We start from the raw sequence: 25,203 nt of genomic DNA, 5'->3' as shown, positions 1-25,203 counted from the left end.
GCGCTTCGCTATGCTTCCCGGCATACCGGCCGATCAGGGGGAACGGAGTGTCGGAACGGCACCGCACGAAGAGGACCACCGTCGTGGGCGGACGCGATCGGGTGGGTAAGCCCCTGTACGAGCGCGAAAACGCGGTGACCGCTGCTCGGAATGCAGTGGAGGAGATCTGCGCAGGCGTCGGGGACGGCGAAGGCAAGCACGGCGGGCTGCTGTTCTTCAGCGCCGCCGCCGGACTGGGTAAGACGACCGTGCTGGCAGAGATCCGGCGCATCGCCGCTGCCCGCGGCTGCACCGTGCTGTCCGCCCGAGGCAGTGAGCAGGAGCATACCGTCCCCTTCCATGTCGTACGCCACTTGCTGCAGCCCGTCCTCGCTTCCTGCACCGAGGCCGAGCGTCGCGAGATCTTCGGCGGGTGGTACGAGATCGCCGGCCCGGCCGTAGGTCTGTTCGCTCAGCAGACCGGTATCGCCGTCCCGGACCCGCAGGGCGTCCGGGACGGTCTGGACTGGGTCGTCACCCAGCTGGCCGTGCGCCGGGCACCGGTCGTGATCGTCCTCGACGACGCCCACTGGGGTGATCTGGAGTCGCTCGCCTGGCTCGCTGCGTTCGCAGTGAGAGTGCAGGAACTTCCCGTGCTGGTGGTCCTCGGCTACCGCCCGGACGAAGTGCCCACCGAGGCCCAGACGTTCCGCGAACTGGTCGACGGCCGCAGCACACGCCCGATCGCGCTGCACGCCCTTAGCCCGGAGGCGGTGTCCGAACTGGTGCGAAGTTCGCTCGGAGCGGGAGCCGACGACCTCTTCTGCCGCGAGTGTTGGCTGGTCACCGGCGGCAACCCCTACGAGGCCGTCGAGCTCGTCGCCAAGGTCCAGGACCGCAACCTCGCCCCGGACGCGGAGTCGGTTCCCCTGCTGCGTGAACTCGGCGCGAGCGCCCGCGGCACCGGACTGGTCAAACGGCTGGAGAGCCTCGGCCATGCCGCTGTCCGGCTTGCCTGGGCCGCCGGAGTGCTGGGTACCGAGATCTCCCCGGAACTGGCCGCATCAGTGGCCGGGCTGCCACCCGCCGAGGCCCAGGACGCCGTGGACCGGCTGCGCGTCGCCCGTATTCTCACCGGCACCCGGACACTCGAGTTCATCCATCCGCTCATCGCCACCGCTGTGTACCAGGCCATCCCGCCGGCTGTCCGCACCGCGCTGCACGGTCAGGCCGCCTGGGCGGTGGCCGAAGCGGGCCTGGGCGTCACAGCCGCCGCTCGGCATCTGCTCGAGACCCATCCCGAGGACGACCCGCACACCGTCCGGCAACTGCGCGCTGCTGCGCGCGAGAATCTCCGTCTGGGCGCGCCCGACGCGGCTCGACGCTGTCTGGAACGTGCGCTGCGCGAACCGCCGGCGCCTGAGGATCGCGCGGGCGTGCTCTACGAACTCGGCTGCTCTGCACTGCTCACTGCCCCGGCCACCACAGTCAACCACCTCACGGCGGCCTTGGAGCAGCCCTTCCTGGACCCTGCACTCAGGGAGGACGCCACCTTCCGGCTGGCTCAGGCGTTCGCCCACAACGACCAGCTCGCCAGAGCGGCCGCCGTCGCGGGCGCCGAGGCCGCCCAGGCGGAGACCTCCCGAGCGCGGCTGCGCCTGCAGACAGCGCATTATCTGTGGCTGGTCTTCGACGCGCACGAGACGCAGGCGTCCGTCCGCTCCCGCCGGCTTGCACGGCTTGCCGAGCACTTGCCCGGAAAGGACATCGAGGAACGGGCCTTGCTGTGCATTCGAACCTGGGACGCGATGTTGCGCGGGGAGCCGGCCGCGAGCACGCTGACCATCGCCGCACGCGCCCTGGGACTGAGCTACACCGACCCGGACTGGGGCTTTGAACTGCCGAGCCTCACCGCGCTCAGCTACATGTACGTCGACGAGTGCGACCGCGCGGAGGAACTCTTCAGTTCGGCCATCACCGAGTGCAAGCAGGTCGGGTGGAGCGGTGCCCACCTCTCTTTCGGCTTCACTCTCCTCGGCCTGGTCTGGTTCCGGCGCGGGATGTTTGTCAAGGCAGAGGAATGCGCGCGTGAGGGAGTGCGCCTGGCCGAGCGGGTGGGCCCCCGGGTGCCCGCCCAATGGTACGCCGTCGGGCTGTTGCTGGACGTCCTACTGTCCGGGGGCCGCGTCAAGGAGGCGCTTCGCGTCGCCAGGACGTACGACTTCGCGCCCCCCTACCCGAACGCGGTGGTCTTCCCCGACTCCCAGACGGTCTACGGACGGCTGCTTCTCGCCCGTGGTCTGCGCAAGGAGGCCGTGACCCAACTCACCGCCGCCGGGAAACGGCTGGAGGCCAAGGGCGTACTCAACCCGACCTGGTGTCCCTGGGCGGGACACCTCGCCATCGCCGTCGCCGAGGAGGACCCCCGGCGCGCCCGCGCCCTCACGGCGGAAATGCTGCGCCGGGCAGAGCACTACGGCACGCCCACCGCCATCGGTGAGGCGCTGCGCTTCAGCGCGGCGGTGGCCGAGGACGGGCAGGCGCTGTCCCTGCGGGAGCGCGCGGCGGAGGTACTGAGCCGGTCCCCCAACCGGCACGCATACGCTGAAGCGCTGATCGACCTCGGCGCGGAGCTCGGGCGCGGCAGCCGTACCGACAGGGCAGCTGAGCTGCTGTTCGAGGGTGTCGAGCTGGCGGACCGGTGTGGTGCCGACCATCTCGCAGAGCGAGGCCGTGCGGAGATGGCCAAGGCGGGACTGCGGCTGCATGGGCGGCGCACTTCGGCGCAGCGCGGAGCGGGCGCCGCAGAGCAGGGCTGACGGGGCCGTGGCGGCACGCGCCGGCGCCCTCCTCCGTGCGGGATGCGGCGGGCGTGTCGAGGTCCGCGGGGACGCCGACACCTGCCCCGAGACGTTTCCAGCACAGGCCTCACCGCACCCTGCATTGGCGCTGCACCCCTACGGCCGGTTCCCGAACCGACGCGCCGGCCTCTCACTTCTGTGTCAGTACTCCTCGCTCACAACCGCGGCCCTGCCGCGAGTGTCATGAATCAGGTGTGGGCCCTCCACGGTCCTGCCCTTTGCCGGGGGAACGGGGGCCTCGGCGTACCGGGCCGATTCCTGGCAGTAGTCGAGAAACCCACGAGCCCATGCGCGGATGCCGTCCACGTATCGGTCAACTGAGGCCTGCTCCTGCACCGTCAGGTTCATGGCGAGGGCGGTTGTCTGCAGACTGGCTATCGCGGCAGACAGTTCGGTGATTCGCCAGGAGAGCCGGCGGTGTACCTCGTTGACAGCGTCCTGCAGCGTCAAGTGGTGATGGTGCTGCAGTATCAGGACGAGGTTGCTGGTTTCGCCGGTGCGTAGTTCTTTGCCCAGGGAGAACAGGTCGTTGGTCCAGCAGATGACGTCGGCGGCGGTATCCCGCAGCCGACGGCAGGCCGGCGAGGACCACACCAGCTCGGTGAGTTCCGCGTGCTCTGCGTATTCGGTGAGGTCGAAGCACCAGCCGACCGCTCCGGAGACCCGGCGCCACGCGACGTAGGCCTGGGGGGTGGGTATGCCGCCTTCGGTCCGGCGCCGGATCATGTCCCTGTTGGTGTGTATCCATTCCGCCAGATGCCGGCGGAAGCGGTCGCTCCACGCGGGGCTCATGTGATCGGCCAACCGGGGCACAACCTCTGCCAGGACGCGTAAGGTCGCCGGCGCCTTTTCGGGCACAGCATCCTGTGCGCAGGTGACAATGCGCATCATGGCTTGCAGTTCTGTGTCGACCGCTCCGGAATCGTCCCCGCGGGCGTCGCTGCGGTCATCGACGGCGAACATCCACAGGGCCAGGCGAGACAGCTCTGCCAGCCTCTCCGGGGGTGCCCACGGCCAGACGTGTCCGGCGAAGGCAATATGACGCTCCCTGCGGGCCTGCTCAGCCGCTTCCGCAGACAGCAGCTCCACTTTCTGTGCCCAGGCCATGACGTGCGGCTCCACGTGCGGCAGCCCGGGGTTGAGCAGCGAGGGTCCGGGGATCTGCACCGCAGGGGTGGCAAACCGTTGCTCGCCGTCCGCTGGGACGACCCGGCCTGCGGTCTCGGTGCGTGCGCTTGCAGACGTCTGCCTCACGAGAACTCCCCTACAGCACGGGTAAGGACCTCACCTTGTGATCTTCCCTGCATATCGGTTCCTACCCACCCCGCCGGGACGGGACGCCCTCTCTTCTCGCATCGCGCCCAGCATCCGCCATCCTGACGTGGTGAACGCACGCTCGTCCATCGGTTCCTGCTGCTGGAACCCGACATCGTGCAGATGATGCAGCGGCGGATCATGCTGCCCTGTTCCTTATACGCTGCGCGTGACCATGTTCGCACCGTTGACCTACAAGTACGTCCAGTGGTCCATGCCTGGACAGCTCTGCCGACCGATCGCTTCGGAGTAGTACATGCCCGCACCCCTCATCGTCGCTGTGTCCCAGCCTTCCTGTCTCCACCTCGATATAGCCGCGAACGCCACGGCCCACGCGGAGGCGATCACGGGCGCGGGGGCGCGGCTGGTCGTCTTCCCGGAGCTGTCGCTGACGGGCTACGACCTCACCGCCCCGGCCATCTCGCCCGACGACGCCCGTCTCCGGCCGATCGTCTCCGCGTGCCGTTCCACCGGAGCGACGGCCCTGGTCGGGGCCCCGGTGCGCGAGGCGGACGGGCGTGAGTACATCGCCGTACTGGCCGTCACGGGAGAGGGTGCACGGGTCGTCTACCGGAAAATGCGGCTGCACGGCGAGGAGTTCGACCGCTTTGCCCCGGGCGAGAAGCCGGAGGTCCTGGTGATCGACGGCGTGCGGCTGGGGCTTGCGGTGTGTTACGACGCGGCCGTCCCGGAGCACGCGGCCGAGACCGCCGCGCTGGGCATCGACGCGTATGTGGCCGGCACGCTCTACGGCGTGGGCCCCGATTCGGCGGCCCGGCGTGACGGGCACATGAGGGAGCGGGCGCTCGCTCACGGGGTGTGGGTGGTGCTGGCCACCTCGGCGGGGGCCAGTGGTACGTATCCGGAGACGTCCGGCGGTTCCGGTGTCTGGGATCCCGACGGAGCCGTGGTCGTGCAGGCCGGGCCGGAGCCCGGCGCCGTGGTGTCCGCGGCGCTCGGGGGAACCGTGCCTGCCTGAGAGCCTGTCGGGTGACCTCTGATCGGGCGGCCACGCCCTGGCACGCACGCTTCCGGCGTTGCCGAAATGCCCTAGTAGCTCCTTCCCCGAGCTCTCAGCTTCGTTCGAGCAGGGGAGACCCCATCCGAGGCCATCTCGGCGCCTTGGAATCGCACGCACCATGCCGCGTCCGCTATCCGATCGAAGGTCACCCGACAGGCTCTGAGGCGTGTCCGGCGGATCAGGGACGACAGGACCCTGGCCTTTCGGGTCAAAGGCCCGGGGCGAGCATCTCCGCTGTGATCGCCCACCGCTCGTGGTCCCGCCACGCCCCGTCGATGAAGAGGAACTCCGGCGAGAAGCCTTCGAGCCGGAATCCGGCCCGGCGGACAAGGGCGATCGAGCCCTTGTTGTCCGGCTGGATGTTCGCTTCCAGGCGGTGCAGGCCGAGCGGCCCGAAGGCGTACCGCAGCACCAGATCGAGCCCCTCGCTCATCAGGCCACGCCCCGCGGCGTGGGCGAACGCCCCGTATCCCAGCGCGCCGCAGCGGAACGCACCGCCGACGATGTTGTTGATGTTGATGAAGCCCGCGATGGGACCGCTCCCCGCCGCGTTGCCGTCCACGGTTGTGCGTTCGCAGACGAGGAAGCCCACCTTGGTGGGGTCCTCGATCAGCCGGCTCGCGTAAGCGGCGTACGCACGCGGGTCGTCCGGCGGGAACAGCCACGGGCGGTGCAGGCGACCGCTCTCCTTGGCCCGGCTGGTGAACTCCTCGGCGTCCGCGGGGGTGAAGAGGCGGATCCCCACGCGCGAGCCCTCGGCCAGGTAGACGTTGTCAGACATCCGGACAGCGTAGACAGCGCGCCGGGCTCACTTGGGCCTGCGGCGGAAAAGGTAGCCGCCGCACACCATGCCGGCCGCGAACATCGCGAGCAGCACCACGTACAGGGGCAGCGTCACCAGCGGGGTCAGCAGACGGATGGTGACCTCGCCGGTGTTCTCGGCGATGAAGACGATCGACAGGACAGCGATGAGAAGGACAACGATGCGGGACGGTGAGAACGGTCCGACGCTGCCCTTGCCACCGCTCGACGCATCCTTCGGGCTCATGGCTGGGCCCCTTTCCCTGGTCCTGGTACGTCACCGCCCTCCCGACTCCAGGATGCCTCCATCCCGCGCCCGGGGGGCGGTGACGTGGGGCCGTACAGGTGACGCTCCGCTCCGGGTCGGTTCACCCGTCCTGCGACCACCGGCAGCTCCAGCACGCCGGTGTCCTGCGGCCTGCTGACGACCGTGACCGGGGTGATGCCGCGGTTCCCGGAGTACGCGCTGTCGCCGGCCGCGATCTTGAATTCGAGCCGGTGCCCCGCCTCGTACCGGTGCACGATGCCCGGCAGCCGCACGGTGAACGGCCGGGTGACGTCGGGCACCCGCGCCGGTGGGACCAGCCGGTTCACCGGCGTTCCGGAGCCGTCGGGCGCCATGTCGTACACCATGGCGAACAGGACCAGTTTGTCGGCGGCGCCCCCGCTGTTCTGCACGTCCTCCGTCCGCGGCGAGACGACCCCCCGCGTGGCCTTCGGCGCGCCGACGACAACGACGGCGGCGGAGGTCGGCGGGGCGCCGGTCCAGCCGAGACAGGTGCCCCTGGCCCGCATAGCAGTGTCAACGCTCGCGACAGTGTTTCCTGAAGGATGTTCGACTTCTTCTCATCCGGGGGCGTTCAGATCAGCGCGGGCACCTCGACGGTGAGCGTGCCGGGGCCGCCGTCCTCCGGCGCGTCCAGCACCGCCGGCACGCCGAGCGGAATCGTCAGCGCCGTCGGGCCGTGGCCGAAGCCCAGCTCCTCGACGACGGGCACGCCCAGCCCGCCGAGCCGGTCGGCCAGGACCGCACGCACCTCCTCGTACGGTTCGCAGCCCTGCCAGGAACCGCAGGCGACCCCGGACACCCCGGACAGCGCCCCGGCCCTCAGGAGTTGGGTGAAGATGCGGTCGAGGCGGTACGGATCCTCCGTCGTGTCCTCGATCATCAACAGTCCGCCCCGGGCGGACGTCCGGGCCTGCGGGGTGCCGATGTCGGCGGCGAGCAGGCTCACGCAGCCGCCGTACGTGATGCCGCTGCCCCGGCCGGGCACCAGCACCCCGGCCGTGCGAAGGCCGAGGGTCCGTACCGACTCCGGCTCGAACAGGGTGGCCCGCAGCGACTCCTGGGTGTCCGGGTCCTTGAGGAAGGTCTCCGTGGCGACCATCGGGCCGTGCAGCGTCGCGAGCCCCATGCGCCGGGCGAACGCCTCATGGAGCACGGTGATGTCGCTGTAGCCGACGAACACCTTGGGCCCGGCAGCGCGCATCGCCGCCCAGTCGACCAGGTCGACCATGCGGTGCGCCCCGTACCCGCCGCGGGCGCACAGCACCGCGTCGAACGACGGGTCGCACCAGGCCTGCTCAAGGTCGCGGGCACGCGCCTCGTCCGTACCGGCGAGATAGCCCAAATCCGGGTGTACATCACGGACATGGGGCATCTCGACGGGCTCCAGGCCCCAGCCGCGCAGCACGTCCAGACCCGCCTCGAGGCGGTCACCCGGCACCGGACCGCTGGGCGACACGACGGCGACCCTGGCACCCGGTCGCAGGCGGGCGGCGCGGGTCAGGGGAGTCAGCGTCACTTCTTCAGCTCCAGTTGTGGTACATCGGGGCGGTCGATGCCGAAGGTCTGGGCGTAGAGGGAGAGTTCGGCCTCCAGTGCGGCGATCATGGTATCGGCACGCCGGAACCCGTGGCTCTCCCCCTCGAAGGTGAGATACGCGTGCGGGATGCCGCGCCCTTCGACGGCGGTCAGGAACCGCTCGCACTGGACCGGTGGGCAGATCACGTCGTCCAGCCCCTGGAGCAGCAGGAACGGGGTGGTCAGCCGGTCGGTGCGGTTGATCGGCGACCGCGCGCGGTAGCGGTCCGGAACCTCGGCGAGCGGGCCGATCAGGGACTCCAGGTACTGCGACTCGAAGTCATGGGTCTCGTCGGTGCCCCAGCCGGTCAGGTCGAGGATCGGATAGATGACGGTGCCGCAGGCGTAGACGTCGGTGCTGGTCAACGAGGCGGCGGTGGTCCAGCCGCCGGCGCTGCCGCCGCGGATGGCGAGCCGGTCCGGGTCGGCCGTGCCCTCGGCTGCCAGCGCCCGGGCGACGGCGGCGCAGTCCTCCACGTCGACGACGCCCCACTGTTCGCTCAGCCGGTTGCGGTAGGCCCTGCCGTAGCCGGTGGAGCCGCCGTAGTTGACCTCGGCGACGCCGATGCCGCGCGAGGTGAAGTAGGCGATCTCCAGGTCGAGGACGAGCGCGGCGTGCCCGGTGGGACCACCGTGCGCCCACACGACATAGGGCGGCAATTCGCCTTCCGGACCGCCCCGTTCGGGGTTGCGCGGCGGGTAGATGTGAGCGTGGATGTCGCGGTCGTCGGGCCCGGTGAAGGTGCGCTGGTGAGGTTCGGGGTAGTAGGCGGGATCGACATCGTCGCGGTGCTGCGCGCCGATGATCCGGGTGCGGCCCGTCGCGGTGTCCAGCTCCACCACCTCGTACGCGCTCCGCGGGCCCGCGGCGACGCCGACGACCCGGCTGCCGTGAACGGCGAGCGTCTCGGCCCACTCGGTCCAGGGCCCGGCGGTGTCGGCGAGTTGGCCGGTCTCCGGGTCGAGGATGCCGAGGGTGGTGGTGCCCTTGCCGTGGATGGTGGCGATCAGTCCGTTCTCCAGCGGCCGGAACCAGCTGAGCCCGATCTTCCAGAGCGGCCCGGCGAACTCCTGCTCCCGTGTGCAGAGCGCCACCGCGCCCCGGTGCGGATCGGCGCGGTACAGGTTCCACCAGCCGCTGCGGTCGCTCGCGAAGAGGAGTTGTCCGTCGGCGGTCCATTCGATCTGCGGCACCGATTCCCCGGGTCCGCCGCCGAAGCTCCAGGCGCTGCGGAACGTGCCGTCGTCGGTGACGTCGGCGAGCATCACCTCGGTGCCGTCCCACGGCATCCGCGGATGGTCCCAGGCGATCCACGCCACACGCCGCCCGTCGGGCGACAGCTTCGGCCCGGTCACGAAGCGGTGCCGGTCGTCGGAAAGTTCGCGTACCGCGCCGCGGTCGTCGGCCGCCGATCCGTCCAGCGGTACGGCGGCGATCACCCGGCGCACATCGGTGGGCGCCTCACCGGTGAACTCCTCCAGGACGCACCACACTTCGCCCCGCTCGCCCCGGTCGAGGTGCAGTTGCGGGTCGACCCAGCGCAGTCCGCCGCCGACGGCCGAGACCGGGGTGAGCGGCCATGGTTCGTCGGGCCCGTCGGGCGCGTACGCGTACAGCCGCTGGTCGGTGAAGTGCACGAAGACGATCAGCGGTCCGTCGTCGGCGCGCCCGGCCCCCGCCCAGGGCAGTCCGCCGTACTCGATGACGCGGCTGCGTACGTTCCACGGAACGGGCAGCACGGATTCGGTGGTCCCGTCCGCCCGGCGGCGGACCAGGGCGCGGCGGCCCGCCTCGGCCGGGCGCGGCTCCGTCCACCACACCTCGTCGCCGACCACGCCGACGTACTCCGGGCGGCCGTCGTGCGACGCGGCCAGCCGTGCGTCGATCGGCGACGGCCATGTTCCGTAGGCCCCTGTGGACACCATGTTCAATTCCCCCCGTGCGGGTCAGGCCGTGCGCAGATAGTGGTCGAGTACGCGGACGCCGAAGTGCAGTGCCTCGACGGGCACGCGTTCGTCGACGCCGTGGAAGAGCGCCTGGTAGTCGAAGCCGACCGGGAGCTTCAGCGGTGAGAAGCCGTAGCCCGTGATGCCGAGGCGGGAGAACTGCTTGGCGTCCGTGCCGCCCGACATGCAGTACGGCACGACATGGCCGTCCGGGTCGAAGCGTTCGACGGCGGCGCGCAGCTTCGCGTACGTCGGTGAGTCGACCGGCGCCTGCAGAGCGACCTCGCGGTGGTGGAACTCCCAGTCGACGTCCGGTCCGGTCAACCGGTCCAGGGTGGCGTGGAACTCGTCCTCGCCACCGGGCACCGTCCGGCCGTCGATGTAGGCGACGGCGCGGCCGGGGATCACATTGACCTTGTACCCGGCTTCGAGCATGGTCGGGTTGGAGCTGTTCCTGACGGTCGGCGCGACCAGGGCCGCGGCCGGTCCGAGCTTTCCGAGCAGTTCGTCCACGTCGAACCCGGGGGCGTCGACATCGGCGCGGATGCCGTGCAGGGCGGCGATCTCGGTGAGGGCGGCACGTACGGTCGGGGTGAGCCGCACCGGCCATTCGTGCGCGCCGATCCGGGCGACGGCCGCGGCGAGTGCGGTGACCGCGTTCGCCCTGTTGACCTTGGAGCCGTGCCCGGCCCTGCCGTGGGCGGTGAGCTTCAGCCATCCGGTCCCGCGCTCGCCCGCGGCGATGGGGTAGAGCGGCATCCCGGGTCCGGCGTGGAAGGTGAAGGCGCCGGATTCACTGATGCCCTCCGTGCACCCTTCGAAGAGTTCGGGGTGCCGGTCGGCGAGGAAGCCGGAGCCGTCCTCCGCGCTGGCCTCCTCGTCGGCGGTGTACGCGATCACGATGTCCCGGCGGGGCCGGATACCGGCCCGGGCCCAGGCCCGGACCACGGCGAGGACCATCGCGTCCATGTTCTTCATGTCGACGGCGCCGCGGCCCCAGACGACACCGTCGCGGACCTCCCCGGAGAAGGGGTGCACGGTCCAGTCGTCGGCCTCGGCGGGCACGACGTCGAGGTGCCCGTGGACAAGAAGCGCGTCGGCGGACGGGTCGGTGCCCTCGATCCTGGCGACCACGTTGGTGCGGCCCGGGGTGCGTTCGAGGAGCTGCGCTTCCAGTCCGGCCGCGGCCAGCCGTTCGGCGACGTACTCGGCGGCCGGACGCTCCCGGCAGTCGCCGCCGCCCCGGTTGGTCGTATCGATCCGGATCAGTTCGGACGTGAACGTCACCGACTCGTCGAGGGCCAGGTCGTCGACGGAATCCTGGGGGGTGGTCGCCTCAGCCATACTGCTCCTCCACGGCCGACGACGCGATCGTCGTCACCGCCTTGAACGTGCGAATACCTTCGTACATCGTCGCGCTGGTGTAGGCGACGCGCCGCTCGCCACTGGGCGCCACGCCGGGGACAACGGTGGCCGCCGCGGCCAGATGCTCGGCATCGAACTCCAGCTCCACCGTGAACGGGCCGCCCCGCACCGGTTCGAGGCGCCCGGCGAGCGTGGTGGCCTCCTTGGCGGCCGCACGGATGGCGGCCGCGGTACGAGCGGGGGTCCGGCACACCGCGGCGTACCGCGACACGTAGTCCTTCACCGCGACCTTGCGGGCGGCGGGAGCGTATCCCTCGGCGTCCACGCAGGTCAGGTCGTCGCCGGTGACGAGGACGACGGGCACGCCGTACTCCGCGGCGACATGTGCGTTGAGCAGCCCCTCGCTGGCACGGACCCCGTTCAGCCAGACGCCGGTGATGGAGTTGGCCAGGTACGTGTGGGCCAGCACGCCCTCCGCACCGGCGCCCGTGTGGTAGCCGACGAAGGCGATCGCGTCGACGTCACCGTGCTGGATGCCCTCCACCATGCTGAGGGACTTGTGCCTCCCGGTGAGCATCTGGACCCGCTCGTCGAGCCGCTCCAGCAACAGGTTGCGCATGGACCAGTGGGCCTCGTTGATCAGCACCTCGTCGGCGCCCCCGTCATAGAAGCCGAGAGCCGCCGCGTTCACATCGGAGGTGAACATCGAACGGCAGCGCTCCCACTGCGGCGTCCCGGGCAGCACATCGGCCGGCCAGGTCACGCCCGTGGCGCCTTCCATGTCCGCGCTGATGAGGATCTTCACGGTGTACCGGTCCTCTCACAGGTCAGCAGGCATGCGTTCCGGCCGTGACCTCGGCTGCCTGCCTCGGCTCCGGAGGAACGCCCGACAGGCTCCCGAAGCGACCGTTCGCGAAGGGAGATCTTCATGCGGGAACACCGTACGCGGCGGCGGAGTCCCAGGCCAGAGGTGTTGTCAGCTCCAGAGGTCCAGTCCACCGCGGGGTCAGCCGGACGGCCGGTCGGCGCGGGGATCCCGGCGACCGGCCCCCATCGCCCCCATGGCCCCATCGGCCCGGATCCCGTGACCGGGCCGAAGCCGCACGACGTGGGCCGGGGCGGAGACCAGAGCCCAGGTCGGGACGGTCCTCCACGCGGCCTCGGTGGCCCTGCCCATGAACGCGGTGGCACCGATGGGACGTTGAGAGGCCGCCGGCCTTGCGAGGGACGGCCGTCGGTGGTCGACACTCGCCGTCGACACCCCGTACGACGGGCGCCGACGGCGGCGGCCGGTACCGGACGAGGGACCTCAGGAGATCTTCAGCAGCTCCTCGATCCGGGCCAGTTCCTCGTCGCTGAACTCCAGGTCGCGTACCGCCTCGACGCTGTTCTCCAGCTGCGCGACACTGCTCGCACCGACCACGGCGGAGGTCACACGCCCGCCTCGCAGCACCCAGGCCAGCGCCATCTGTGCCAGGGTCTGCCCGCGCTCGGAGGCGACCAGGTCGAGCGCGCGCAGTCGGGCGACCAGTTCGGGGGTGACCGACTCGGGCGTCAAAAAGGGACTGCTGCCCGCCGCGCGGGAGCCCGCCGGGATCCCCTTCAGATAGCGGTCGGAAAGGATGCCCTGCTCCAGCGGCGAGTACGCGATGGAACCGACGCCCAGTTCGTCCAGCGTCGTGAGCAGTCCGTCCTCGACCCAGCGGTCCAGCATCGAGTAGCGCGGCTGGTGGATCAGCAGCGGCGTGCCGAGTTCCTTGAGAATGCGGGCCGCCTCCCGGGTCTGCTCCGGCGAGTAGTTGGAGAGGCCGACGTAGAGCGCCTTGCCCTGGCGTACCGCCGAGTCCAGCGCCCCCATCGTCTCTTCGAGCGGGGTGTCCGGGTCCGGCCGGTGGGAGTAGAAGATGTCGACGTAGTCGAGTCCGAGCCGGGTGAGGCTCCGGTCGAGCGACCCGAGCAGGTATTTGCGGGAGCCCCACTCCCCGTACGGCCCGTCCCACATCAGGTGGCCCGCCTTAGTGGAGACGACGATCTCGTCCCGGAGCCGGGCGAAGTCCGTCCTCAGGGCGCGTCCCATCGCTATCTCGGCGGCGCCGGGCGGCGGGCCGTAGTTGTTGGCGAGGTCGAAGTGTGTGATGCCGAGGTCGAACGCCCTGCGCAGGATCTGCCCCTGGGTCTCCGCGGCCCGGTCGCTCCCGAAGTTGTGCCAGAGGCCGAGCGAGAGCGCGGGAAGCCGCAGGCCGCTGCGTCCGGTGCGCCGGTAGGGCATGGCCTGGTAGCGGTCGGGCGACGGGATGTACATACAGGGCTCCACTGGGAGGTGAGGCGGGTACGCGGGGAAGTGCGCGGTCTCCAGGCTCCCCGACAACGATCCAGCAGTCCAACAGGAGATTCAGGTTGGATTCATCGTCTATGTTTCTCAATCATGGAGTTGCGTCAGCTGGAACATTTCATCGCCGTCGCCGAGGAACAGCACTTCACCCGGGCCGCGGAGCGCGTCGCCGTGTCGCAGTCCGGGCTGTCCGCCTCCATCCGCTCCCTGGAGCAGGAGTTGAAGACGCCGCTGTTCAGCCGGACCACGCGCACGGTGCGGCTGACCGAGGCGGGTCGCGCCCTGCTGGTGGAGGCGGAACGCACGCTGGCGGGCGCACGGGCGGCGCGGGACGCCGTCGATGCGGTACGCGGACTGCTGCGCGGCACACTGACGGTCGGGGTCGAACAGTGCGTGGCCGGTGTCCGGGTCCCGCAGCTGCTCGCGGCCTTCCACCGGACCCACCCGCAGATGGAGATGCGGCTCCGCCAGGAGGGCACGACGAGTCTGGTGAACGGGGTGGCGGGCGGCCGGCTCGATGTCGCGTTCGCGGCGGCGGTCAGCGCCGCGGAGTGGCGCGGCGAGCTCATCCCGCTGGCCCGGGAGCGCATGGTCGTCCTGTGCGCTCCCGGTCACCGGTTCGCACATGCGGCGGGCGGCGTCGCGTGGGACGAGCTGACCGGGGAGTCCTTCATCGACTTCCATCCGGACTGGGGTCCGCGCCGCGCCGCGGACGAGGCGTTCGCCACGGCACGGGTGCGCCGCACGGTGGGGCTCGAGGTCACCGACGTACACAGCCTGCTGGAGCTGGTGCACGAAGGGCTGGGGATCGCGGTGGTGCCGCACCACTTCTCGCGGAAGCCGGAGGCCCTGGGGCTGGTCACGGTGGAACTGGACAGTCCTGAGCAGTCGTACTACGAGAGCGTCGTGGTGCTTCCGGCCGCCGGGGCGATCAGCCCCGGCGCCCGGTCGCTGATGACCTTGGTGCGCGGCGGCGTACCCGGTGACCCACCGAGTGACGCCGGGCGCTGACGGCGGTCAGCTCCCCAGCGCGGTCGCGAACGCTCCCGGCGACGACGAAGGCGAGGGTGCAGATGTCGGGGGAACCGACGGAGTCGGTATCGGCAGCGGTCGTGGCGCTGACGTACGGGGTGTAGGCGGTGGTGACGGCGGATGCCGCGGGGCCGCCGGGGCGGCACGAGGTCGCGCTGATGGCGAGCGTGCCCCTGATCGATCTGATGTGGAACGTGCCTGCTTTCGAACATGACCTGCCGTTGGACAGCATGTGGTTCCAGTTCGGGGTCGCCTGGGTGCTGATCGCGGCGGCCGGGGTCCTCTTCGGCTGGGTCGAGGACATCGCGGCGAAACGGGGGCCGCGCCTGCTGCCTTGACGCGGACCCGCCGCACCTTGCGTGCCCCCGCCGGCCCTACCGGTCGGCGGCGGCGAGGACGAACCAGCGGGCGGGCAGGTCGATGCGGGTACCGTCCGGCAGGTGCTCGGTCTGGGCGAGCGCCGTGTCGCCGCTCGCCAGCGTCGTCAGTCCCGCCGCCCGCAACAGCTCCGGCACCTCCTCCTGCGTGGCGCTCGCCGGCCGGAGCCCGTGCTCGAAGACGCGCCGCAGTTTCTCGGGCGGGCCGCCCGGCGCCTGGGCCGCCTGCTGGAGCACCGTCTTGGACGCCGGGGTCAGCTCGGCGACGAAGGCCCTCCCCCGCGCCCCCAGGAGCGTCGCGATGGCTGCCGCGACGGCGGGACGTGCCTCCGGCTCGCTCTGGTGGATCACCGCCCGCATATAGACATTGGTGTCGCCGATCCGTTCGCGCAGGGCCTGTACCGCGTCCCCGTCGACCAGGTTGAGCTGTTCGAACTCGGCGACGCCCGCAGAGTCCGCGCGACGTGCGTGCCCGATCGCCGCATGCGAGAGGTCCACGCCGATGGCGCGGGTGAACACCGTGGCGAGGTAGCGGGTCTGGGTGCCGTTGCCGCACCCGAGGTCGACGACGGGCAACGAGGCGTCGGCGTGCGGGAGCAGCAGCTCGCTGTGGGGTACGGAGGTGAGGGACGGGTCGGAGTCCCAGATCGCCTCGCCGGGTGCGCCGGAGATCGACGACCAGTAGCCTTCCCACGCTTCGCGGTAGCCCTGTGACACGTCCATACGTACTCCCGAGTCCGATGCACCCACAGCCATTCGCAGAGCAACGGACTACCGCCCCGTCGGCGTCCGGGGCAAGGGTGTGGGCATCATCCGCCGTTCGGGACGCCTCTTTTCACCTGGTGTTCGACCGGGTGCGGGGGAATCGGACAAGCGGCTGCTCGAACCGGACGGTCTTGCCGTGTGCCGTGGTGCTCGTGCCCCACTCCCGGGCGAGACTGCTCACCACCAGCAGTCCGCGTCCCGACTCGTCGTGAGCGGAGGCGCTGAGGAGTGTGGCGGGGGCCGGTTCGTCGTCGCTGACCTCGCAGAGCACGGCGCCGGTCCGGACCGGGCGCAGCCCGATGTGGCGGCTGCGCCCGTGGTTCACGGCGTTGGTGACGAGCTCGCTGACCATCAGCACGGCCGACTCCACCGCGTCCGGCAGATCCCAGTCGAGGAGCTTGCCGCGTACCAGGCGCCGGGCTCGTGCGCCCCCGCGTGTCCCCGCGCACAACGCGGCGCCGGACGTGGCGTCAGTCCTCGTGACCGAGTTGCAGGTCGCGTTCGGTGCGTCCGCCGCCCGCGACCTGGAGGACGGTGGCCACCGGCGGGTACCCCGCCGCGATGACGGTGTACTCGCCGGTCGACAGGTCCACGAAGCGGAACGCCCCGTCAGGCCCGGTCGTCAGGGTGTCGACGACATTGCCCGCCGCGTCGAGGAGCGTGACCCGGGCGTCCTCCACGGGCCGTCCGCCGCTCGCCCGTACGACGCCGCGCAGCACCGCGCCACCGGCCAGTTCGATGTCCTGGCGCGTCTCCCTGGCCGCCTGCACACTGACCGGCAGCGCGGCGGGCCGGAAAGCGGGGGCGCTGGCGGCGAGGGTGTACTCGCCGGCCACCAACTCCGAGATCACATAGCCGCCTTCACGTCCACTTCGGGTGGACGCGACGACCTCTCCGCGCACATCGGTGAGCGTGACGGCGGCGTCCCGCACCGGGATCCCGTCGGCCGTGACGACGGTCCCGGCCAGCCGGCCCGCACCGCCGAGCACCACGTCGAGCTCGACGGGCCGCTCGCCGACGGTGACGCTGACGGCCTGCGGCTGGTGTCCTCCGGCCGCCGCGATGAGGACGTACGAACCGGAGCCGGGCACGCTCAGCGCGTACCTCCCGTCGTCGCCGCTCGCGCCGCGGCCGACCTGCTTCCCCTGGATGTCGATCAGGGTGAGGGCGGCGCGGGGGACCTTCGTGCCGTCGGGGTGCTGGACGCTGCCGCACACCGGAACGCCCGACAGGTGGACGGGCGGTGGAGGGGCGTGGGTGGTGCGGGCGGCGGGGATGGAGGAGGCGGGCTCGGCCGCTGCGGATTCGGGGCTGTGGTGGGACACCAGCGGTTTCTCCTTGAGGAAGAAGGCGATGACGAGGCCGAGTGCGAGCACCGGCACGAGGTAGAGGAAGATCCGCGGCATCGCGTCGGCGTACGCCTGGATGTAGCTGTCGCGGAGGGCCGGCTCCATGGCGTGGACCAGCTGCGGGGTGATCGACTCGGGGTCGGGGAGGTCGGCGCCGGACGGGAGGCGGACGGCGAGTGCGTCGGCGAGACGACCCGCGAAGAGCGTCCCGAAGACGGCGGCGCCGACGCTGCCGCCGATCTGCCGGAAGTAGTTGTTCGCACTGGTGGCGGTGCCGAGGTCGGCGGGATGTACGGAGTTCTGCACGGCGAGGACGAGCACCGGCATGATCAGGCCGATCCCGAGGCCGAGGACGGCCTGGGCGATGCTGTACTCGAGGCGTGGGGTGTCGGTTTCGAGGCGGGAGAGCAGCCACATGCCGACGACCGAGATCGCACTGCCGAGGATCGGGTAGACGCGGTAGCGGCCGGTACGGGAGATCAGCTGGCCGGAGACGACGGACGCGCCGACGATGCCGCCCATCATCGGGAGCATCAGCAGCCCGGATTCGGTGGCGCTGGCGCCGTCGACCATCTGCAGGAACGTCGGCAGATAGCTGGCGGCGCCGAACAGCGCGACGCCGACGACCGCGCCGACGAGCGCGGTCACGTTGAAGATCGAGTCGCGGAACAGCCTGAGCGGGATCACGGGTTCGGGCGCACGGTGCTCGACGACGAGGAAGAGCAGAGTCGTTCCGGCGGCCCCGGCGGCCAGCCCCAGGATGGTGCGCGAGCCCCAGGCGTACTCCGTACCGCCCCAGCTGGTCAGCAGCACCACACAGGTGGAGGCGGCGGCCAGCAGCAACGCGCCGAGCACATCGAGCCGGGGCCGGACGGCGGGTTTGGGGAGTTTCAGGACGACGGTGATGACGGCCAGGGTGACCAGTCCGAACGGGACATTGATGTAGAAGCACCAGCGCCAGGACGCGTGGTCGGTGAAGAAGCCGCCGAGCAACGGGCCGGCAACGGACGCGAGACCGAAGGCGGCACCGATCAGCCCCATGAAACGGCCGCGTTCGCGGGGCGGTACGACGTCCGCGATGATCGCCTGGACCCCGATCATGAGCCCGCCGCCGCCGATGCCCTGGACGGCGCGGAAGGCGATCAGCTCGTCCATGGTCCGGGACCAGCCGGCCAGCGCGGAGCCGACGACGAAGACGATGATGGCGAACTGGAAGACACCCTTGCGGCCGAAAAGATCGCCGAGCTTGCCGTAGATCGGCAGCCCGATGGTGGAGGCGAGGAGATAGGCGGTGACCGCCCAGGACATCTTCTCCAGACCGTGCAGCTCACCGACGATCTTCGGCAGCGCCGTGGCGACGATCATCTGGTCGAGCGCCGCGAGCAGCAGGGTGAGCATCAGCCCGAGGAAGACCAGCCGGATCCGGCGGGGGCCGATCTCCGCCGAGTCCGGACCCGATGAAGGCGAGGGCGCGGTCTCCGCACCGGGCAGGGGGGCGGTCTGTGCACCGAGCGGATCCGCGGTCGCCGTCTCGACGTCGCCCTCCGCACCGTCCGGCTCGTCCTTCACCAGAGTGATTCCACCCGCCACGTGCCGCTCCCCTCGTCGCATCTGCGCCGCCCATTTCTCGCATTGCGCGACAAGGGAGAGCAAACGCGACGGGGGGCGCTGACGGCGCACTCGGGGGGCTTATCCCCCGGTGGGAGCCACTACGGCGCACAACCGACCGGCCCGGAAAACCACCCGAACCGGTGAGGCCGGTCAGCGATACGTGGGGCTACTTCTCGACCTCGGCGGCGAGGTTCTGCAGCAGTTCGTCGTAGATGCGTCCAAGTCCCTTGGGCGCAAAGGTCTTCTCGAAGAATCCGCCGATGCCGCCCGCACCGTTCCAGACGGTCGAGACGACGGCCTTGGACCTGCCCTCGCCCGCCGGGGTGACGGTCCACGTGGTGACCATCGACGAGTTGCGGTCCTTCTCGACGAGCTGCCCGTCGGTCGGCTCGGTCACCTCGAGCAGGCAGTCGCGGACCCGCTTGCTGGTGGCCTGGAGCTTCCAGTGGACGAGGGTGCCCTCGCCGTCACCGCCCTCGCGGACCTCGTACTCGCTGAACTGACCGGGCAGGACCTTGCCCCGGACCTCCTTGTAGTCGGCCAGCGCGTCGAACACCGTCTCCGCGTCCGCCGCGATGATCCGCTCTGTCGTGGCCTCGACCTGCGCCATGGCTGTTCCTCCAGCACTCGGTTGTTCCGGGGTGTGCTGAGCCAATCACCTCCGGCACTCCGCTCAAAATCCGGGCCGGGACGAAGGGGAGAAACCGATCAAGGGAGCAAGTGTTCCATTCTCTCTCCAGCGGGTGTGGTGCTGCTGCGGAAGGTCTCCGATCGCACCTGCCTGACACTCGCGCTCAGCGCAGCGCTGCCGAAGGGTAGCGGGCCGGGCCGAGGGGACCGCGGCATGGCACTGGTCGTGCCGGCCTGCGCGATCGGTGAACAGGTAGTGGGCGCCGCGCTGTTCGACGAGGTAGGTGGCGAGAGCGCGCTGTGCGTGCAGTGCGTCCACGGTGATCACGCAGCCTCGCAGGTCCGCGTCGTCGATCTGGTCCAGCAGAGGCGCGAACTCCGGTATCTCGTTGGTCTTCGCGCCGATCTCGCGGGAGGCCAGGGTGATACCGTCGCCGTGCCGGACGGCGGACAGCACGAACACGCGGCTGCCATCAGGACGGGCGGGCTCCGCGCAGACACTTCCCGTCCACCGCCAGGGCCCGACGGCGCGGAGCGGACACGTCCTCGTCCTTCGCCCGCCGGTGAGCTCGGCGCTGTTCCCGCTCCATCAGCCCGTCCGGGGTGCGCGGGCCGGGTGGAGTGCGGGCCGCTTGCTGAAGGAGCGGGCGGAGGTAGGCGAAGCCCGCCGCACTGACCTCGGTGGGGTCGAGCAGGCCAAGAACCCGGCGCAGGGTCTTCTCGCTCGGGACGCGGAAACGTGCGGTGGACACGTCGTAGGGCAGCTCGAAAGCGGCCAGTTCCTGGTGCGTTGCGCGCTGGCACCACTCGGCCGCCGCGGTCAGGGAGTCGTTGCCGGCCGATGTCATCGCGCACACCGCCAGGACCAGCAGCGAGGCGAGAGTGAAGCGTCTGCCCTTGCGGGCACGAGGGTCGGGCACTGCCGCCAACTCGGCGACCAGCGAGCGCACTTGCGCGGCATCGCGGGTATCCACGCGAGTCGGCGGGGCGGGGATCCAGGAGGGAGAGGGTATGGGGGATGATGGAGGAACGAACACGGCACCCTTGCAGATCGTGAAGTCTAGACACCTCCATGATCCGCAAGGGGCCGTGTTCTCTTGCGTCCAAAACCCCCGCTGTCACCGATCACGACGAACTCGGACTATCGGGATACACGCCGGGGCCCTTCGGTCAGGGGGAGCGATAAAGGACTCGCTCCCCCTGACCGAAGGGCCAGCTTTCGTAAGCCTTGCAGCTTACGATGCGCAGACCATGTCGACGTACGTTCGCACGCTATCCCCTGACAGGGACACCACGTCGACGGTTATGTCGTTGTCGCAACCATCCACCCTATTCACGTAGCTGCCGCTCTCTATCGGTGTGCCTTCGGCGATGGATTGCCACTTTCCATCCAGTTGGGGAGAAGTGATTTTCGTCAGTTCTACCGTCGACTTACTGGATTTGGACAGGAACTCATCCATGACTTCCCTGGATGAATCGAACCGCATTTCTCCGGACGCTCCGGACCAATGCTTCTGCTCGCAGAATCGTAGTCCCTGGACCCCTGCTGGGATCACGAGACCGTAAACCTTCTTCACCTCTTCCAGGCCCCGCCCAGAAGCACACCCGGCGTACATCCTCGGGTCGGAAGCGGATGTGGAAGATCCAGCATTTCCTGCATGCAGGGTTCCACATCCCGAGACGACGGCAAGGAGTCCGAACATGAAACTCCCAATCGTCAGTCGAACCGCATATCGCGACGGAACGATCATTTCATCTGTCCTCTTACCCTAGAACGATTGCAGAGTACCGGTGCCACTCGCTTCGTACTCTTGAGCATATCCGTGTTCATGGAGGTCCAGGAACTGCCCAAGATCGAAGCCGAGAGCCGTATCACCTCTGTCGAAGTTCCAGTCCTTGAAGAGGGAGACGCTGAAATCGGTAGTAACACCACCTCCGGCACTCGCCCGACACGGAAGCGTTGATCCGGTATTTCACGTTGCCGATGCCTGTGAATGCGTCGAACCCCTGGAATGATGCGTTACGCCATCCACTGTCAGCAGTGAAAACGCACGACTCCTTTCCACTGCACCGCTTTGACGCTTCCCCCTCCCAAGTAGTGAGTTGCCTCTCGATCTTGCTACTCACTCCCTTGTCCTGCAGAAACTCGTCCACCGTTGAGGAGTCGAGAACGTAATCATCTCCACTTCCTTCGCATGCGACCTCCAACTCGCTGACACACGCAACCTTTGTGAGGTCGTCGTACTGAGCCAGAGCGTTCGCCAACGACATGCTGAAGTGGTCCCAGAAGCTCGACTTGGAGTCGAATTCTGCGCCTTCGTGTGGCGTGTGAGGGTTGTCGCTACCAGGCTTGCTCAGGCTGGCCGTCTCCTCCGGTGCCGGAACCCGGCCGATTGTGACGGCAGTGCAGCCCTTCAGGCCCTCACACAAGGCGTCGACCGAAGTATGACCGTCGATCTCGATTCCTGAGAGTGCGGTACGCGACCTTATGCCCGGCTTGCCATCGCTCGATGGGGTGAGGTTGGGACATCATGACCGGTCAAGCGTTCGTGATTCGCTTGGGTGGCTGGATGGGTGATTGCAAGCCGTACTCGAGTGATGTCTCCGACGAGCAGTGGGTGTTGGTGGAGCCCGTGATCAGTGCCTGGAAGGCCGGGCACCCGTCGGTCAGTGGCCACCAGGGCAGATACGCGATGCGGGAGATCGTGAACGCGATCCTGTACCAGAACCGCACCGGCTGCCAGTGGGACCTGCTACCTCACGATCTGCCGCCCGCCGGTGCGGTGAAGTACTACTTCTACAAATGGCGCGACGACGGTACCGACCAGACCATCCACGATCTTCTGCGATGGCAACTGCGGGAGAAGAAGCGGCGATTAGCCGACCCGAGCCTCGTCGTTCTGGACACACAGAGTTTCCACGCCGCCGTCGGTGTGCCGGCCACCACAACTGGCCGGGATGCCGCGAAAAAGGTGCCGGGCCGCAAGAGATGCCTTGCCGTGGACACATTGGGCCTGGTCATCGCCGTCGTCGTGCTGGCGGCCTCCGCGCACGAGAACGCCGCTGGCATAGCTCTGCTGGACGACGTGGCCGAGCAGACCGACACGGTGCGCAAGGCCCTGGTCGACCAGGGGTTCAAGAAGAGCGTCGTCGAGCACGGGAAACAGCACGGCATCGACGTCGAGATCGTCGAACGCAACCCCGCCGACAAGGGATTCGTCCCGCAGGCCAAGCGGTGGATCGTGGAGCAGACGAACGGGATCTTGATGTTCTACCGGCGCCTGGTCCGCGACTACGAGCACCACCTCCTCAGCTCCCGCTCCCGCGTCTTCTGGGCGATGACCTCCGTCATGGCCCGCCGCCTCACCGGCGCCACCGTCCCCTCCTGGAGGACAGCGTGACCGAAAACCCGCAGATCAGCGCCGTTCTGGAATATATCGAGGCCCGTGAGCACGAACTCGGTGAGCAGGCCGGACACCTCCGCTCCCGCATCGAGGAACTCACCGCACGTCTCAGCGAACTCGACGCGGAGAACGAGAACTTGCGCATTACCCGCAAGACCCTCCTCGCCATCCCCGCCCCGGCACCCGCCGAGGAGACGCCCCGCCCCGACATGCCGGACCACCCGGCCTACCAGCAGATACTCACCGCCCTCACCGACGCCAGCCGTCCGATGCGAGCCCGCGATCTGTGCGAAGCCCTCGATCTGCCGATCCTCCCGAAGAACACCGAAGGCATCCGGTGCAAGCTGAAACGCCTGGTCACACGGGGCATCCTCACCGAACCCGAACCCGGCCTGTTCGTTCAGCCCCGCACCTGACCGCCAGCCCACCCCGCCAACCAGGGCCCCTCATCCAACCCCAAGACCGAAGCGGGCATTGCATCACGTACCGCACCCTCACGATCACACAGGCAGCCAGTCCGGCCACCATGGGGGCGCATTGTCCGGAGCGCAGGCACTCACGCTGACCGGGTAATCGGCTGGAGCGTTCAAGCTCGCCATGAGGACCCAGTAGGCGCACAGCGTAGCGAGTACAGCCACCGCGGAGGCGAGCAGCAGGCCCCTTCCGGCGAGCACCCCGAACGCGATGGCCCAGATCAGTGCGACTACGACCCAGACGGCGAAAAATATGGGAATTAAGGACCAAAAGTTCGCTGACGCGTTGATTCCTATTTCGCAATCGTTCCAGGCCCTCGCAAGCATCGTGGTTCCACCGTAGGCGGCAATAACCCCCATAACGGGACCAAGCAAGCAACCGACAAGGCGGCGGGCGGCCTGCGAATCTCCGGACAATTTCTGATTCTCCATCCCGAACGGGTTGTCGGGTGCCCCACCGTGTGGGGCACCCGACTCACTTCCTAGTAGTAGGGGGAGTGCGGCCACCTACCGAGGCTCGGCTCTGTGCTCCGATACTGTAGGTCAGGATATTCGCTGAGCTGACCGATGACGCCTTGGACGCCGGTCTGGAATTCCTTGTACGTCATATCGGCGCCGTACTTGTCGTACATATCGACTCCGGCCTGAACGGTCAGGATGTCGCCAGGATCGGTCCTGCCGACCGCACCCCCGAAGTCTGCCTCCGCGCCTGCGTGCAGAGCTCCCCCGGTGAATCCGGCGGCCCGCCCGATGAACCCGTAATGGATGTTCGACCAGACGTCGTAGAAGAGCTCTGCGTCCTCGCCCGGAATCTTGAAGTACAGGTCGTCTGCATTCTCGCCGGACAGGCCGAACTTATTCCTGAGCTTGGGCTTGTGATCCCAGACCGATCCGGAAGCGACGCTCGCCCCCCAGAGGCCAAGTGCGGTGAACTGGAGCGCTCTTCCCTGGACGTTTTCGCCCTTCCCGAAGTGCGCCTCGAATTTCGTCACCAGATCCTGGATCTTATTGAACCGCGGAGTGGTCTGGTTGAACATCATCTCGTTGTAGATGTACTTTTCGGATTCTTGGTACATGTACTCCTTGTAGTCGGAGGAGAGTTCTCCCCCCTGACTATTCACAATGTTGGCGTAGTTGCCCCCGTAGCCCGTGACCTTCGTGCCGCCTTCACAGGTGTACATGCCGGAAGCGCATTCTTCGAGCTGGTGGCCGTCGAGTTCGATACGGCTGACAGGGTTGCCGCCGGTGAAGGCGTACCTGTTGCTCGTGTACGGGTCGGTGCCGAGGCCCATGTCGGCGAGGGCGCCGGAGTACATGTCCCGGCTGGTGAAGCGGTTGAGGCCGGGGTTGTAGTCGCGGAAGCCCATGTCGTAGGTGCCGGACTGGGCGTCCCACCGCTTGGCGTTGAAGCGGTAGGGGTTGTAGGCATCCTTGGTGGGGTCGGCGGCGTCGGGCTTGTCGATGCCGGTGAACTCGGACTTGTCGTCGGAGCCGTAGGCGGTGTAGCCGTACGTGGCCTTGGTGTCGCCGTTCTTGTCGGTCAGGGTCTCGACGTCGGTGTGGCTGTTGTAGCCGTAGTAGCCGTCCTCGGTCGAGCCGTCCGTGTTGTGCTTGCTCTGCGACAGGCGCTCGCCCCACGGGCTGTACTGGAAAGACTTGGTCAACTCGCCGGAGACCTTCTCGTCCAGTACCTCATTGGAGAGGCCCAGGTACGCGTAGTCCGTCGTCTTGCCGTCCGCCGTCTTCGACGCGGTGCGGTCCAGCGGGTCGAAGGTGTAGGTCGTGGACTTCATCGCGCCGGTGTCGTCCGCCTTCTGGGACTCCACAACGTGGTCGAAGCCGTCGTACACGCTGCGCTCGATGACCTGGCCGCCCGAGGTGACCGATTCCGTCCGGCCGAACGGGTCGTAGTTGTAGTTGGCCGAGACGCCGGATGCGGTCGCCGTCAGCAGGCGGTTGCGGTCGTAGTTGTAGGTCGTGGACGTGCCCTTGACGGTCTGGCTGATGACGTTGGCGTTGTCGTCGTGGACGTAGGTTTCCGTGCCGGCGCCCGTGCCGGTCTTGACCGACTTGGCGAG

18 protein-coding genes and 4 pseudogenes are annotated in these 25,203 nt (G+C 68.9%); 6 read left to right on the top strand and 16 right to left on the bottom strand.

From position 1 onward, the window contains the following. Positions 1-83 precede the first annotated feature (83 nt). Positions 84-2,798, top strand: coding sequence for an ATP-binding protein (locus AB0I23_RS32355; RefSeq protein WP_359114664.1), 2,715 nt, complete (start codon positions 84-86; stop codon positions 2,796-2,798). A gap of 183 nt (positions 2,799-2,981) precedes the next feature. Here AB0I23_RS32355 and AB0I23_RS32350 read toward each other — a convergent pair whose 3' ends face one another. Beyond that, positions 2,982-4,007, bottom strand: coding sequence for a terpene synthase family protein (locus AB0I23_RS32350; RefSeq protein ID WP_359114663.1), 1,026 nt, complete (start codon positions 4,005-4,007; stop codon positions 2,982-2,984). A 403-nt stretch (positions 4,008-4,410) separates the two neighbouring features. Between AB0I23_RS32350 and AB0I23_RS32345 the strand changes: the two genes are divergently transcribed. Continuing rightward, positions 4,411-5,133: a carbon-nitrogen hydrolase family protein gene (locus tag AB0I23_RS32345; RefSeq protein ID WP_359114662.1), complete on the top strand. Its 723-nt coding sequence runs from the start codon at positions 4,411-4,413 to the stop codon at positions 5,131-5,133. Positions 5,134-5,383: 250 nt separating this feature from the next. Here the strand turns inward: AB0I23_RS32345 and AB0I23_RS32340 are convergent, their stop codons facing one another. The 8 genes and pseudogenes from AB0I23_RS32340 to AB0I23_RS32305 form a co-directional block, all read right to left on the bottom strand. After that, positions 5,384-5,956 (bottom strand): GNAT family N-acetyltransferase, encoded by a 573-nt coding sequence (locus tag AB0I23_RS32340; RefSeq protein WP_359114660.1) that lies wholly within the window; start codon positions 5,954-5,956, stop codon positions 5,384-5,386. Between the two features lie 27 nt (positions 5,957-5,983). Beyond that, positions 5,984-6,223, bottom strand: coding sequence for a lipopolysaccharide assembly protein LapA domain-containing protein (locus AB0I23_RS32335; RefSeq protein ID WP_359114658.1), 240 nt, complete (start codon positions 6,221-6,223; stop codon positions 5,984-5,986). 134 nt (positions 6,224-6,357) lie between these two features. Beyond that, positions 6,358-6,762 (bottom strand): annotated as a pseudogene (locus AB0I23_RS32330) (peptidase S15); the annotation flags it as partial. Between the two features lie 74 nt (positions 6,763-6,836). Continuing rightward, complete coding sequence (locus tag AB0I23_RS32325) at positions 6,837-7,781, bottom strand: S66 peptidase family protein (RefSeq protein WP_359114656.1); 945 nt, start codon at positions 7,779-7,781, stop codon at positions 6,837-6,839. Further along, positions 7,778-9,766, bottom strand: coding sequence for a prolyl oligopeptidase family serine peptidase (locus AB0I23_RS32320; protein WP_359114654.1), 1,989 nt, complete (start codon positions 9,764-9,766; stop codon positions 7,778-7,780). The genes AB0I23_RS32325 and AB0I23_RS32320 overlap by 4 nt, the downstream gene beginning before the upstream one ends. A gap of 21 nt (positions 9,767-9,787) precedes the next feature. Continuing rightward, positions 9,788-11,131, bottom strand: coding sequence for a M20/M25/M40 family metallo-hydrolase (locus AB0I23_RS32315; RefSeq protein WP_359114652.1), 1,344 nt, complete (start codon positions 11,129-11,131; stop codon positions 9,788-9,790). Continuing rightward, positions 11,124-11,957 carry a M55 family metallopeptidase gene (locus AB0I23_RS32310; RefSeq protein WP_359114651.1) on the bottom strand — a complete coding sequence of 278 codons (834 nt, stop codon included), beginning with the start codon at positions 11,955-11,957 and terminating at the stop codon, positions 11,124-11,126. The genes AB0I23_RS32315 and AB0I23_RS32310 overlap by 8 nt, the downstream gene beginning before the upstream one ends. Before the next feature lie 504 nt (positions 11,958-12,461). Continuing rightward, the gene (locus tag AB0I23_RS32305) at positions 12,462-13,454 is read right to left on the bottom strand and encodes an aldo/keto reductase (RefSeq protein WP_359114649.1); all 993 of its coding nucleotides are present in this window, start codon (positions 13,452-13,454) and stop codon (positions 12,462-12,464) included. 123 nt (positions 13,455-13,577) lie between these two features. Here AB0I23_RS32305 and AB0I23_RS32300 point away from each other — a divergent pair, with 123 nt between their 5' ends. Further along, positions 13,578-14,495 carry a LysR family transcriptional regulator gene (locus tag AB0I23_RS32300; protein ID WP_359114647.1) on the top strand — a complete coding sequence of 306 codons (918 nt, stop codon included), beginning with the start codon at positions 13,578-13,580 and terminating at the stop codon, positions 14,493-14,495. A gap of 164 nt (positions 14,496-14,659) precedes the next feature. Beyond that, positions 14,660-14,854, top strand: a pseudogene (locus AB0I23_RS32290) (acyltransferase family protein); the annotation flags it as partial. A gap of 36 nt (positions 14,855-14,890) precedes the next feature. Here the strand turns inward: AB0I23_RS32290 and AB0I23_RS32285 are convergent. The 6 genes and pseudogenes from AB0I23_RS32285 to AB0I23_RS32260 all read right to left on the bottom strand — a co-directional run bounded on the left by AB0I23_RS32285 (position 14,891) and on the right by AB0I23_RS32260 (position 21,678). After that, positions 14,891-15,616, bottom strand: a complete 726-nt coding sequence (locus AB0I23_RS32285) for a methyltransferase domain-containing protein (protein ID WP_359114646.1) — start codon at positions 15,614-15,616, stop codon at positions 14,891-14,893. Positions 15,617-15,728: 112 nt separating this feature from the next. After that, positions 15,729-16,088, bottom strand: a pseudogene (locus AB0I23_RS32280) (ATP-binding protein); the annotation flags it as partial. A gap of 40 nt (positions 16,089-16,128) precedes the next feature. Beyond that, the gene (locus tag AB0I23_RS32275; RefSeq protein ID WP_359114645.1) at positions 16,129-18,597 is read right to left on the bottom strand and encodes a DHA2 family efflux MFS transporter permease subunit; all 2,469 of its coding nucleotides are present in this window, start codon (positions 18,595-18,597) and stop codon (positions 16,129-16,131) included. Positions 18,598-18,784: 187 nt separating this feature from the next. After that, positions 18,785-19,228, bottom strand: a complete 444-nt coding sequence (locus AB0I23_RS32270; RefSeq protein WP_359114643.1) for an SRPBCC family protein — start codon at positions 19,226-19,228, stop codon at positions 18,785-18,787. A gap of 231 nt (positions 19,229-19,459) precedes the next feature. Then, a pseudogene (locus AB0I23_RS32265) lies at positions 19,460-20,285 on the bottom strand (transposase family protein); the annotation flags it as partial. 835 nt (positions 20,286-21,120) lie between these two features. Continuing rightward, complete coding sequence (locus tag AB0I23_RS32260) at positions 21,121-21,678, bottom strand: hypothetical protein (RefSeq protein WP_359114641.1); 558 nt, start codon at positions 21,676-21,678, stop codon at positions 21,121-21,123. Positions 21,679-21,818: 140 nt separating this feature from the next. Between AB0I23_RS32260 and AB0I23_RS32255 the strand changes: the two genes are divergently transcribed. Together AB0I23_RS32255 and AB0I23_RS32250 are read left to right on the top strand one after the other, a co-directional pair. After that, a complete protein-coding gene (locus tag AB0I23_RS32255) occupies positions 21,819-22,649 on the top strand; it encodes an IS5 family transposase (protein WP_359114639.1) in 831 nt (276 codons plus the stop codon). Beyond that, positions 22,646-23,068: a hypothetical protein gene (locus AB0I23_RS32250; protein WP_359114637.1), complete on the top strand. Its 423-nt coding sequence runs from the start codon at positions 22,646-22,648 to the stop codon at positions 23,066-23,068. The genes AB0I23_RS32255 and AB0I23_RS32250 overlap by 4 nt, the downstream gene beginning before the upstream one ends. A 539-nt stretch (positions 23,069-23,607) precedes the next feature. On the opposite strand, the gene AB0I23_RS32245 is transcribed toward AB0I23_RS32250, so the two are convergent. After that, a partial coding sequence (locus AB0I23_RS32245; protein WP_359114636.1) for a polymorphic toxin type 44 domain-containing protein occupies positions 23,608-25,203 on the bottom strand: 1,596 nt, incomplete at its 5' end.

This window comes from Streptomyces atratus (assembly GCF_040655115.1).
Taxonomy (GTDB): domain Bacteria; phylum Actinomycetota; class Actinomycetes; order Streptomycetales; family Streptomycetaceae; genus Streptomyces; species Streptomyces atratus_D.
Note: the sequence above shows the minus strand (reverse complement) of the source record. Positions and strands in the feature narration are given on the sequence as shown.

Excerpts from the sequence above, each read along its gene's own strand:
- AB0I23_RS32345 (WP_359114662.1), top strand. The coding sequence starts at position 4,411 with ATGCCCGCACCCCTCATCGTCGCTGTGTCCCAGCCTTCCTGTCTCCAC.
- AB0I23_RS32305 (WP_359114649.1), bottom strand. The coding sequence starts at position 13,454 with ATGTACATCCCGTCGCCCGACCGCTACCAGGCCATGCCCTACCGGCGC.
- AB0I23_RS32285 (WP_359114646.1), bottom strand. The coding sequence starts at position 15,616 with ATGGACGTGTCACAGGGCTACCGCGAAGCGTGGGAAGGCTACTGGTCG.
- AB0I23_RS32315 (WP_359114652.1), bottom strand. The coding sequence starts at position 11,131 with ATGGCTGAGGCGACCACCCCCCAGGATTCCGTCGACGACCTGGCCCTC.
- AB0I23_RS32335 (WP_359114658.1), bottom strand. The coding sequence starts at position 6,223 with ATGAGCCCGAAGGATGCGTCGAGCGGTGGCAAGGGCAGCGTCGGACCG.
- AB0I23_RS32255 (WP_359114639.1), top strand. The coding sequence starts at position 21,819 with ATGGGTGATTGCAAGCCGTACTCGAGTGATGTCTCCGACGAGCAGTGG.
- AB0I23_RS32340 (WP_359114660.1), bottom strand. The coding sequence starts at position 5,956 with ATGTCTGACAACGTCTACCTGGCCGAGGGCTCGCGCGTGGGGATCCGC.
- AB0I23_RS32270 (WP_359114643.1), bottom strand. The coding sequence starts at position 19,228 with ATGGCGCAGGTCGAGGCCACGACAGAGCGGATCATCGCGGCGGACGCG.
- AB0I23_RS32320 (WP_359114654.1), bottom strand. The coding sequence starts at position 9,766 with ATGGTGTCCACAGGGGCCTACGGAACATGGCCGTCGCCGATCGACGCA.
- AB0I23_RS32300 (WP_359114647.1), top strand. The coding sequence starts at position 13,578 with ATGGAGTTGCGTCAGCTGGAACATTTCATCGCCGTCGCCGAGGAACAG.